This is a genomic window from Candidatus Limimorpha sp. (assembly GCF_056203535.1).
Map to the genome: position 1 here is coordinate 1 of NZ_JBADWU010000083.1, position 12705 is coordinate 12705.

The window sequence follows — 12705 nt, forward strand, 5'->3', positions numbered from 1 at the left end:
ACAGGTTCTCGCCCATCGGCTTGCGGTATGTAGTAGTTTTCTGCATGATTCCGTATGATTTCTACTGCAAAGGTACGATTTCCTGCTGAAATATCAAACTAAATAACTAATTATTAGTAAGTTAATTTATAGAACAGCCCTATTAATAAAGAACCCACAAAATTAAACATTTTCCCACATCACATCACACAAAGCAACCTTACAACCCCAAAATATTTATTTGTTTATTTTTGAGTCACACGAAAAAAAACCATCGTTAACACGAAAGCACGTCAGTACGGCCCCCAATCCGACTAAAAGTTCAAGATGCCTTTCCCCAATAATTCGATTCACTCTCCAACAACAGTCACTTTCTTTGCAAAGCATTTATACTTCTCATATTTATTTTTCCAAGTGTTGGGAACAACATTTTCCAAACGGACAGCCTTTCCAACTTTACCCACATGGGCTTCATGCACACAGCAATACCCACAATGCAAAATGCCATCTTCCTGTTCTAAAACAAATTCCTTCCCTTCGTATTCAGGAAACTCAATCGCCTTACTCGCACTTTCTTCACGGTCAGTATCATCCTGTTTTTTGCCATCCTTCTTGTCGAAAGGTATGTTCATGGCCAGCACTTTATTCCGTCTTTCTTCAACATCGCCAGCCTCATTCGACAGACTCCCCAACCAATTAATCAAGGTCAGCAACGAATAAAATACGCCATTCAGCAAATAAGGCGCACGGCCAGTCTTAACATCCCTATCAACGACCAAGTTGTTCTCCGCACCAGGCTCTTTGTCATCTTCCCCATGGCTTCCATTCTGCGATGCTCCCTCTACGTAATAAAAAGAGCCGCTAATATACTCCGGAACAAATTGAGCATCTTTTTTGCTAATTTGCCTCATGAAATAAGACACATCACGCAAAGTCTTAACATCTTCTCTAAGAAAACCTAAATTTCCCAGCTTCTTTTTTACCCACTCCAAAACTTTCCTCATATCATTGAAAGTCGAAGCATCCTTGAAATCGTTGTTTTCAACGGCCAACATCACGCGCTCCAATTCATCTTTCTTGTCTGGACAGACACTGAACACAACTTCATATTTTTTGTGAATCATATTCAAAGGCACCTTTTCAATTGCATTTTGAATATGCTCAAAAAGCAACTTATAGTCATCACCCTTATTGTAATAGGCGACATCGTCCCACGGTTTATTCTTTCTCAAACTATTCACATAACCTTCAGCATCACCTGTGCCAGCCGTATAAACGAACCAAGGAACAAGTCTTTCGTCTTTACTTTCACAATATCCGGTAATTTCATGTAAATGCTCCCGAATTGCCTCAACAGATGCCACTTCCTCATCCGACTTATACTTGCAGTTCACATCAAGAATAACCGCACTATAAGCAGTCTTTCCGTATTTCAGTTTGTTGATGCCATCAAAATAACACTCAACCTGTTCTATTTCAAGGTCATACTTGGTTGCTTGTCTGATAAAACTGCCTTGATTTAATTCATCATCAATCCATAAGACTTTATGCATCATATCTATTAAAGTTAAAGATTACTAATTGGAAACTTCAAAACATATTCAATCGAAAAATCATTTTCTTCAGGGTCAAACAAATTCATGTCAACCTCCCCTCCAAATTGTTCAACTGCACTCTTAATGAACCATCCTCCAATGCCAAAACTGCCAGAAGTACTTTGGCCTTCTTGAAATACCTTCTCTACCGTCATTCCTTTTGGCAATGGATTTCCATTATTGCGAACAGATATTCCGACAGCCAAACAACCATTAATTATTGTCGGAGCGACATCAAACTCAATATAGTATGTCTTCCCTTCATCTGTAAATCCATGCTTTACCGCATTGGTCACAATGTTGTCCAGGATTTTATTGAAATCATCCTTGCAAACTTTTATAGCGACCTCATTACGTTCACCCAAAGCCTCAGCAAATGCTTCTTCGTTATAATTCATCCTGACAGTGCATCTGTTGAAGACATGGCTGCTGATATAATCCTCCACTAAGTCTTTTACCACAAACTCATCAGGAGTGCCAAATTCGACATCAACCGCATTTGTCATGTTTGAAACCATCTCAGCCACTCTACAGATCTCCTTCTGCAACTTGGCAATCACAGAGCCAACTGTGTCGTCAAAACCCTTCCAAACCAAATCTGATTCAGTCAATTTGCCTCCATGTTCATTGAAACAGTCAACCAATCCATCAAACGCCGGAACAACTTCACCCATAACATTGCCTATGGCATGTTTTCTGCTTCTCACGCGACGAACAAAATCCTCATGCTGCATCTTGATTTCCCGTCCCTTTTCTCCAAGCAATCTGTCAAGTTCGGCAGATTTATATGACTCAACTCTTTTTACCTGTTCTTCCAGAGAAGGAACATCGACCAAAATATTCATCAACTCAAAAGAACGAAGTCTTAGCAAAACACTACCAGCCGTCAGCGCATCTATCTGTTCATTAACATAATCAGCTCCGTTTAACTCACATGCTAAAAATTCAAGACCTACATTTTTAGACTTTAACTTTAAAGAAAAAATTCGGTCACTGGAATAAGCAACAGGAAACTTATCGTTGCGTTTGAAACAAATACATTTCAATCCCCTTTTTACACCTGAAAGCAACAAACCATCACAATTCAATATTCTACAAGGACCTACAGGACTTGTCAATGGCAATTTCTCAAAGTCACTTTCCAAAATTATACCTTCTTTTGGAAAACATGCTAAATCAACGATTCTCATAGGGTCAGTAGCCCTGTTTTCATGATTCAGCTCGACCAAATCTCCCAATCTGACAAAATTTGCATCTTTCTTTTTTCTTTTAATCCGAGATGTTGCAAAATAGACGAGAGGATTTATCACATATTCTCTTTCAAAAGACGTATCCAACAATTGTGCAAAAGGAATTTCAACCACACTTAAGCCACTTCTGTCTTCAAATCCAAGACAATATTGCTCAAACGCCTCTGTAGCAGCTTTAAAATCAAAGGCAACATTAACCCCACTTCCCTCGTAGTTTAACTTTTTCGCAAAAGAATAATCAATCATACGAACCTTATCGTATCCATGATAGTTTGTCCCTCCTTTATTTATAACAAGTACAGCAAGACGAACTGCTGTAGCTGGTTTCATCAAATAATCTGGTAAGACATAAATTTCACATAATGCCTCATCTTTCAAGAGCCTTTGTCTAATTCCAAGTCTATCAGTCCCTTTTAGGAAACTAAACGGTACACCAACAACCATCCTGCCGCCCAATTCCATTTTTTCATAAAGGGCTGAAATAATGTACTCCAACGACACTTCTCCCTGCTTTAAATATGGAAGCATGCTTAGAATGTACTTATACCTCTTCCCATTATCATCCAAAGGATTTCCCAATGTCAAACTATTCTCTATACCGGCAATACACAATCTTGCTTTGGCTACCGCCCAAGCCTTTTCATCATTTTCCTCACCTTCAAATATCGCATCATGCTGTGCTAGAGAGCCAAATTTCGCAAATGGGTTATACACGACCTCTTTGCCACCATCATTCAAATTCAATAAATTGAACATGAAATCAGATAATTCGTTAGGAACATCAAAAAAATCATTTTTAGAACCAATTAACGGAGTGAAAATATATTCGAAGACATCTTTTGAAAAATGCTTGATTACAAGCATTTCTCTTTCCGATAGTATACCATCACAAAAAATCGGCAAACTGTTAGAAACCTTTTCATCAGCCCCCCCTGCATACCTATATAAAAGGGAAAGTAATTCCATCTTGGCATCAATGATTTCAACATTCTTCATTCTAACCCGAAGATATTTCTTCAAAGCCATCTTACAATCAGAACTGTTGATGTGATTATAGTCAAGATCCACCAGGAAATTTTGTTCCTCTAAACTCGGCACAGGAATCGCCAAAGATAAGAAATCCTCTTCGGTGTAACAAACCGTTCCTTTTGTACATGTAGGTTTGTAAATATTTTCCACTTGCACATTCACCTCATCCGATGTCAAAGCACGAAGCAAATATTGAGTATTGATAATATCAGGTCGGATATTTTGGAACACAAAAGCATCACCATAGGTGTAAAGTTTCGGACAAGTGCCTCTTCTTTCCCAATGAATAGGCAATTCATCATCAGGCACTGTTCCAACAAAAGTCTCATCTTCATTAAACTTTGTCGAACCAGCTATCAAAATGCCTTCATTGTTTTCAATGTTGACGATATGAATTCCATCACTTGGATAATAGTTCGAGTCAATTCTCGCCAAACAAATATTATTACGCCACGGGACGCGTTTTGCTGGCCCATGACGCAAAGCCTCTAACCTTTTTTTATCGTCAACATCATCCTCGTATGTCAAAAGGCTTTCCTTGTAATTCTTGGTGTAACAGCTATTCAGAATAAAATAACCAACGGCCTCGGCCTCAACCTCACTATGGATAATAGATATAAGGTTTCTCAAAGGCACCAACGTCTCGCCTTGCTTCAAGGCTCTGCCAATAATCATTTCCGGTTCCAACTGTGAAGATAAAATCTTAGTCATAAGCAACAACTTAATTTGGTTAAACAATAACAATTCCTAAATCGGCTGCAAAAGTATTCACTCACTTTGCAAAGTATCCGCAAAGCCATACATTTTTGCCAAACACTTTATTCTTTCTCCTATTTGCTTCCTCAACGATTCAGGAGCAAGCACCTCCACATCATCACCAAAATACAGAATAGCCGCTTCAAGTTCATTATTCACCTTCACACGCAACCGAACCACACGCCATCCGTTCCCTGACTCTCCTTTTAATTCAGTCTGCGTCCAATGCAATGGCTTCGTCTCTATATAAGGATAACGCTTCTCCGAAATCCTTAGACGGACTTCCTGAACAGGTTTGTTTTCATAAACTGTCACGCCAATGACATTGTCAAAAAACTCCTCCATATCGGCATCCGTCCCAACAAAATCGACATGAAGCAGTTCTATTCTGTTTATCCTATCAATGGCCAGTACTGTCAAACTTTCATAGCCTTGAACTCTAGCAACCAAATACCATCTATCATTAAACTGTTTCAGATAATATGGGTAAAGATTCATTGCGATGTCTTCCTTGCCGTATGGCTTATAAACAACATGCAAAGCTTGTTTTTCCATAATAGCCCCAAGCAGAGTTTGAAAATGCTCAATGCCCATTAAGTCCGGGTTGTTCTGGAACTCAACATACCTTCGCATCTCATTCACTCCATTTCCATTTTCAATCTGTGCCAGCAAAGCCGTCACCCATTGATATTGAGGCACTCCATCGTATGCCTTTAGCATTTCTATCGTCTTATGAAGCAACTCTTTATCATCCTTGTCAAGCGTCACCAATGGCAAGACAAAACTACTATCCTCATACCTAAAAACATGTTCATTGGCATAACCAGGCAATTTCTCAATAGGAGCATTATAAGGTTCCTCACCAAGTTTTTTTAAATCATCATAAATTGTCCTCAACTTCACAGGGGTAAAGCCAGCGGCCTCCAGTTCCTTATTACATTCCTTAAGCAAATCCTTCGCATCATATTCTCGATGAGCATTTCTCAGGCACCTATCCAGCACCCTATATCGCAATAAAACATTTTTGTTTACAGGCATAATTACCATTTTTGAGTGAACCTACAAAAATAAACATTTTCCCACATCACATCACACAAAGCAACCTTGCAACCCAAAAATATTTATTTGATTATATTGGTGTCCGATAAAAATGGAGACAAAGCCTGTAACCGGACAATAGAAAAATAGATAGTTTGGTAATCCGCTAAACTTTTAGCGGACACCAATAAAAGAAAAGAAGATATTAAACTGCTGAATAAAATTAGGAAAAAGAAAGGCAAAAACTAAACCACTCTAGAAGTCCAAAGTTGTTTAGTTCCCTGAATCAAAATCATCCCAAAATGCAACAAAACTATTACGCCATCCCCCGACCCTCTTCCGTCAGAACATAACGCTGAGCAGGACTGTTCGGAGTTTCAGGCAGCGTCATTTCCAAATACCTCCCCAACAGAGGGTCGATATACTTCTTTTTCATCTTATATCGGTCAGAGAGCCCCAGATAGTCGGCAATCTCCGCCAGTGACCTCGGCACCTTGCAGTACCCAGCAATGCGCTCCAACATTTGAAAGTCCACGCCAAGCTCCTTGCCAACTCCTTGCCAACTCTCTGCCAGCTCCTTGCCTGCAGGCTCAGACTCTATGTTTTTTTCTTTAAACATTTCCATCACCATTTCCACCCTCTCAGGTTCTATGTGCTCACTCAGCACGGGCTTAGTCCATTTCTGGTCCTCCCATCCTTTCACAATCACATCCGCGCCACTTCCTGCCTTCTCGCCAACGCCGATAAAAACAAACATCTTCTGCAATAGCGGATTGCGGCAAACACTATGCTGGCCCTCGTAAAACTCACTCACACTCACCAGCATCGAACCAGGATTACTAATCACTATTTTGTCAATCCAACTGTCCACCACCACATTACCCATTGAATTGTGTTGTGCATGTATCAAAGCATTGGCCAACGCCTCCCTAACCGCAATATGAGCAGGGGTAAACTCCAATCTTGTCATCCCATCGTCGGCCATGCGGAACGGTTTAGGCAGCAACTGCGCCAACTTGCGAAACACTCGTGTGAAATACTGATACACATTCGCTTCCCAAGTGCCATCGGGATAAATGCGGTCACTCCACCGTTCTCCAACCACCGTGTCAAGATGTTCACGATAGTCGGGGAAAAACCACGGCACACACTGCTGGTCGGTCACGCTCTGCGTCTTACCGAACATCATGATACCAGCCACGGTAAAACCCTCTTCACCAGTCTCACGGTCTTTTCGCCAAGCCTCAACCTTCTTCAAAAAATCCATGTCCGACAAATCCGACCACGGATGATTCTCATGACGGGCATTGTATGCCTTACGGTAACTATGTAGAGTATCGAGGTCAATATCATCCAACGAATAACCTTTCAGGATACGCGCATCCATAGAACCGTGTTGCAAGTTAGCATCGGCAAACATCTGACGCACTTCATCATCAGTACACAGATAGTCACCCTCATGTCTGCGTTTGTATGTATTTCCATACGGACGTCCATTCAGGAACACTGGCCTTCTATTGAATGAAGCCCTCGGAACCTCACAAATCAACACCCAACCTTCTCCAGCAATCTCTTCTACATGTACATCTTTATCCTCAAGCAAAGGATCATTCACCTTCTGCGAGTTATGAGCCATATCCCAAAACTTCTTTTTCAGGTCTATGGCTTCCATTTCCGTCAATCCATCAACCACAGGCTGTTTGCCCTTCTCTTTTACGCCAAGCACAATCACGCCGCCATCAGTATTCGCGAAAGCCGAAAATGTTTCCCAAAACGACTGCGGAAATCCACCCCGTGCCGTCTTAAACTCTACCACAGTACCTTCGGTGCTATGCAACAAACCATATATGCCATCAAGTTTCGCCTTCATCCTTCAAGATTTTTTGCAAAAATAAGACTTACTTTCCACATACACATGAAATCACCCTATAAAATATTCGTCGCTACGATAGAATTCATGTGATTACTTAAAAATGCATTATAGAGCCATTTCACCATCCATTACGGAATGTTCATTACGCATCGCACCTTTGAAATTTTGATGATTTTTCAAGTGCATAGATAGAAATACAACTTTTATACTATATTCAAATTCAAACATTTATCAAAAAAGCAAGCACAATAAGAACTCCGTTTTTCTATTTCTATTTTCTTGGGCGCATCCCGCCGCCAGTCACTACTACACGTTCCGAACGATTATCGTTAAAACGACACCCATCACTTTCTTTAAAGTTTGTGGCAACTGGCGTCGGGTCGCTATGTCCGGGGGTCCGCTGTCGCTCCCGTGCCTGCTTCGCCAACTACCACACCGCATCAAAACTGATTGCTGAGCGAAGCCGAAGCACCGCAAAAAAGTTTTTCAAAAAATGGCGAAGCAGCCACCAAGCCCCTCCCAGCGCTTGCGCAATTCCCCGCATTGAAGATTGTGATTTATAACCAGGCACACCACCGCATTTTAGTTCCTGCCATTCCTACCTCAATTGAAAGTCCCTCGCCATTGGAGAGGGATTTAGGGAGAGGCTTTCCCAACCCCATCAAGGTGTTCCAGCAGTTCCAAAGCCTTGTCCTGTTACGCCTCCAGCGATCTTCGCTAACGCCTCCATTGCAGCAAGGCAATCTAATCGCGGCATCGTTCCTCCTCCGCGCTCAGGTTGCTTTGCTTCCATTACGGCAACGCTTCAGACGCTTCCATCTCCACAGTCCATCGGCCTCTCCCCTGCTTCCACATCGTGTAAATCCCATCAGCCGCACAAACCAAAGCTGAGGGCTTCCGCTGCTGCATTTCCATTTACCACGCTTCTTGTCTGAATTTCGGTCGCTTCATCATCACCAACGGCGGCTGACGGCATGCGCTTCTCCCACCCAAAGTTTCGGGCAAACCCACGCAACGGCGAGCCTGTTCTTCGCTTCGATGTTGGGTGTCGACAGCCTCCGTGCCTCCAGCGGACGACACTCAACATCTACGCTTCGCCCAGACAACGCCTCCCAACCCTGCATTGCCCGAAACCCCAACACACAGCACAAGCCGTCAACCACCGTGCAACTACCTCCAATAACAATCCTGCCAGGCACATCGCCAATCCTCCGTTTCCGCTCCCTTAGTCAATCGCATTTAATCACGCCACTACCATCTGAACCGCAGCCAAAGCCCTCAGCCGCGCCCCAACTTCAAACAAAGTCCATCAGCAATTTAAAGATTTCTTTCTTTAATTCTGAAAAGGGTGTCGCCCCGATTTTGCTATCCGAGAACAACACTTTTTCATTCTTTTAAAGTCCGTGCGGCAAAACTTGAAAAGGCTTGCCCCCCAAGTCGTTCCTTTGTTGGGTTCAAACCTTTTCAAGACATGCCGCCCTCACACATGCCCTTCCTTATCGCCGCCGATAACGCGAGCGAAGGGGGTGACGCCTCCGTGCCCCCAGCGTCACGCCCTTCACTCGCAACATCGCCGCCGATATGATTGTGGTAAATATAAAAGTTTATCCTTCTATCATTGTTTCCTTAATTTCTCCTTTTATTCAGGGCAAAATCGGTTCGACACCCTCACTGGCCCATTCTTTGAAAATTCGTGGTTATCCGGACACTTCCAAAAACCACCTTAACACACACTGAATCAGTAAAGCATCCGCCTCGTTTTTCACTGAAAACAAAGCACTACCTTTTATTCAAGCCCAGCGGCAACAATGGGAATTGCTGACCCAAGTCGTTCCTTTGTTGGGTCAACAATTCCCGCCGTTGCCGCTTCACACATGCCTTTCCTTATCGCCGTCGATAACGCAGATGAGGGAAGTACGGCCTCCGTGCCTCCAGCCGAATTTCCCTCATCTGCAACATCGCCGTCGATATAATTGTGGCGAATATAAAAGTTCACCCTTCTATTAATGTTTCCAAGTCCCTACCTTTTAAAAAACAAAACGAGTCGGCTGCTTTATAAGAACTGTAACCCCAACACACAAATCCCCATCCACAACCCCACCAACCACCCTTTAAGTAGTGGCAAAACACACAATCCCTGCCTTTTTTGAAAAGCGGTATTTCCCAACGCACAACCAACCGCACAAAAAAACGCAGGGGGAAAGCGGTGTTCTCTCCCGTCAGTCTTCTTGCGGTTGCAATGGTGCTGCCAAGGGTAAATTGCACGGCGATATAAAAAAATGCTGAGCGGCGCAAACGCTACGCCCAACCCTGAAGCCGTGCGCTTTTTTATGTCGCCGCCCTTGGCAGACACCGCCGTCGCCCTTCGCTGCTGCGCTCCAACCCGCTGCGTCGTTCCTCCTTGCTCGGTGCTCCCAGCGAGCGGTCGCCGCCTCCATTGCCAACCGCTTTCGCCTTCTGGTCGTTCGCTCGGCGCTTCCTGTGCCGCCCCCGCAACCCCCTTCTAAGGTGCGCTTCGCGCATATCTTCAGGGAGGCGGCACCGCGCCTTTTGTTCAGCGCCCCTGCTGGGTCGCCCGCCCGCGGTCACTTGTCGGAGCGCTAAAGCGCATCGGGTTTTCTCACCGCCTACTGCCTGCCACCTCTGCCCACGACCCAACCTGGTGCCAGGCCTCCAGCGGTTCGCCGCGCAAGGAAGCACCGCCCCCGCCGCTCCCTCGTTCCTCAGTCCGCGGACCCCTGTGGGCGGGGTCGGGCTCCCGGGCGCGACGGGGCGCACGTCTCCGTGGTGAAGTTTCTCCCAAAGTTCCGTTGTCTCTCTTTCGGTCTCTTTTGTTTGGAAGTAGGCTCAAGGCTGTTTTCCCCCTGCGTTTTTTTCTCCCAGCGCACGCCTCCACCCACCTTGCGTCCCCACCCGCCACCCTTTCTAAACGACAGCAAAAAAAAGAAAAGTCCATGCTATTGCACGGACTTTTTCTCCAATAATCAAAGCTGCAAGGTTGCAACTTTTCATTCTCATAAAACAAATTGCTACTTTTGCACCGAAACAAATTCAAACAATCGAACCGATGTTTAAGATTCTTAGAAGATTGACCTTCCTTTTGTGCAAATACAATTCTAGTTCACCATGGTGGCGAAGGACCACCATTGGAAGAGAAGGTGAAATGGTAGGAATATGGCTTATCTTGTGGTGCGCGTTATCTATTGTTTTAATTCCACCTCTTTTAGGTAACTATCCACCTTTTGAACGCAGCAGCGTTATGACAGTATGCTATATCTTTATTGGAATTGCCGCCATCTCTATCGGAATTGCAATCTATCTAGGCATCATGCAAAAAAAAGACAAAATTATCGACGAGCCTTGCCATATATCCGACCATGCCCTAAATCTCATTCTAGCAATCTACATTCTCGTTCCTTTTGCAATCTTTTTGGTTTTATTTTTTATGATGACAACCCATTACTATTTTGATTGGTTTTCATGGCTTGACTAAAAACTAACACACCAGTTCAAAATGCGGCTTATCGACGAACCGCATCCAGTTGCCGCCCCAGACAATCCTGGCACCGACGGCATCAGCAGCTTTGAACATCAGATCTGCAAGCCGTCCGAACCCATCCCAATCAACCTTCTTCCTGTCCATCGTCAGCGGGTACAAGTCAACCGCCAACCCGTCAAGATGCTTCGACTGTAGCGTCTTCGACTTCCCAAGTTTATACATTTCCAACTGCCTTTCCTCCGTTCTTAGTCCTTCGGACACATTGAACGGGAAAGGACAGTCCTCGGCGCATTTCAGCACCACCGCCTTCAGGCGTGAATCCACGCCCTCCAGCCGTTCCATTGATTTCTTCGAAAGTTCCATAATTTCAGTTTTTTGTTCTAATTTCTACCATTTGTGAACGATTTCGGCTTAATCTTGACCCTTTTTTGAACAATTTTGAACCATCTTCAACTTTCACTTTTCAACTTTCCACTCTCAACTTTTCACTTCCCACTTTAACACTCACCGCCACGCATCCCGCTCCCATTTGCTCATCTTCCTCCATTTCCAAGGCTCGATGGCATCGCCATCAGTCCAAAGACCTCGGCCAGCCATCTTCGCATCAGACTGGAGGCGCGAATACGCAGGATTTTGGCCATACTCCTCACGATACCACGCCAAGCCCTCCTTCAGCATCTCGCCGCCCACATCACGCCCATCGCTCCACACCACCGCAACCCATCGGCCGTATGCGTCCACCTTCGACATCTCCAAACCAACCTTCCGACCCTCCACAAGCCATTTCAGGTGACAGGTCGCAACATCCCCGAAAAACTGGCCACGCTCGGGCGCGTCGATGCCGCTAATCCTAACCCGTGACAGCGTCATCTGCTGCACCCACATTTCGCCTCCGCCCTGGCTTTGGCCAGTGCGCTCCGGCTCAACCCTATAAAACAGATGCCCCTCAAAGGTGTCGCCGTCGATGACGCGCGTCACCTGCATACAGACATCAAAACTCCGTTGGCTGAACGATGCCGCACGGCATCCCGCCAGCAGCATCAACATGAAAATCATTCGTTTCATCTCTGATTTTGGTTTTAGTTATTACTTTGGTTCTTGAAAATCACCGCAAAATTAGCAATTTCAATCTATTTTATCTATAATATCTATTGTTTCTATAGATAATTTCTATCATATATCAAAATAATCACTATTTTTGCAGCACCAAACCCAAAAACCAAAAGCTGCCATGATAGCCACAACATCCATTTCATTCCGCTAACAGCGCACCTCATTGGCCTTGGGCAAGGTACAAGAGTACTCTTTTTTTCGGCCTGAAAGCCTACAGCCTGCGGCTTATTGCTTACAGCTTACGGCTTACAGCCTCTAACCAAACTAAATTACTAACCAAACTAATTTACCACTATGGGTACAATCAAACAAGGAATCCTCGGAGGATTCAGCGGAAAAGTCGGTACAGTCATCGGCTCTTCTTGGAAAGGCATCGCCTACATGCGTGGGCAAGCCCAGTCAATCAAAAATCCTAAGACCGAAGGTCAGACAAACCAGCGAAACAAGTTCACCCTTGTCCTCGCTTTCCTTCAGTCAATCATGTCATTCATCAAGGTCGGCTACAAGAGCCACGCACAGAAGCAGAGCGCTTTCAATGCCGCCATGAGCTACATCCTCAAGAACGCCGTCACT

9 protein-coding genes are annotated in these 12705 nt (G+C 44.3%); 2 read left to right on the forward strand and 7 right to left on the reverse strand.

Annotated features, from left to right (window positions below; translation table 11 throughout):
• Window positions 1-329: 329 nt before the first annotated feature.
• From AC06MN_RS09735 to AC06MN_RS09755, 5 genes are all read right to left on the reverse strand, one after another.
• On the reverse strand, window positions 330-1535 hold the full coding sequence (locus AC06MN_RS09735) for a hypothetical protein (protein WP_475672179.1): 1206 nt from the start codon (window positions 1533-1535) through the stop codon (window positions 330-332).
• Between the two features lie 11 nt (window positions 1536-1546).
• Entirely contained in the window at window positions 1547-4564 is a 3018-nt protein-coding gene (locus AC06MN_RS09740) for an ATP-binding protein (RefSeq protein ID WP_475672180.1), read from the reverse strand.
• Window positions 4565-4621: 57 nt separating this feature from the next.
• A complete protein-coding gene (locus AC06MN_RS09745; protein ID WP_475672181.1) occupies window positions 4622-5647 on the reverse strand; it encodes a helix-turn-helix transcriptional regulator in 1026 nt (341 codons plus the stop codon).
• A gap of 316 nt (window positions 5648-5963) precedes the next feature.
• Window positions 5964-7517, reverse strand: a complete 1554-nt coding sequence (locus tag AC06MN_RS09750; RefSeq protein ID WP_475672182.1) for an RNA-binding domain-containing protein — start codon at window positions 7515-7517, stop codon at window positions 5964-5966.
• 918 nt (window positions 7518-8435) lie between these two features.
• The gene (locus tag AC06MN_RS09755; RefSeq protein WP_475672183.1) at window positions 8436-8600 is read right to left on the reverse strand and encodes a hypothetical protein; all 165 of its coding nucleotides are present in this window, start codon (window positions 8598-8600) and stop codon (window positions 8436-8438) included.
• Window positions 8601-10587: 1987 nt separating this feature from the next.
• Here AC06MN_RS09755 and AC06MN_RS09760 point away from each other — a divergent pair.
• The gene (locus AC06MN_RS09760) at window positions 10588-11013 is read left to right on the forward strand and encodes a hypothetical protein (protein ID WP_475672184.1); all 426 of its coding nucleotides are present in this window, start codon (window positions 10588-10590) and stop codon (window positions 11011-11013) included.
• 3 nt (window positions 11014-11016) lie between these two features.
• On the opposite strand, the gene AC06MN_RS09765 is transcribed toward AC06MN_RS09760, so the two are convergent.
• Both AC06MN_RS09765 and AC06MN_RS09770 read right to left on the reverse strand, forming a co-directional pair.
• Complete coding sequence (locus AC06MN_RS09765; RefSeq protein WP_475672185.1) at window positions 11017-11343, reverse strand: M15 family metallopeptidase; 327 nt, start codon at window positions 11341-11343, stop codon at window positions 11017-11019.
• Between the two features lie 180 nt (window positions 11344-11523).
• Window positions 11524-12084, reverse strand: coding sequence for a thermonuclease family protein (locus AC06MN_RS09770; protein WP_475672186.1), 561 nt, complete (start codon window positions 12082-12084; stop codon window positions 11524-11526).
• Window positions 12085-12426: 342 nt separating this feature from the next.
• Between AC06MN_RS09770 and AC06MN_RS09775 the strand changes: the two genes are divergently transcribed.
• On the forward strand, window positions 12427-12705 hold a 279-nt coding region (locus tag AC06MN_RS09775), incomplete at its 3' end, for a DUF6266 family protein (RefSeq protein WP_475672187.1).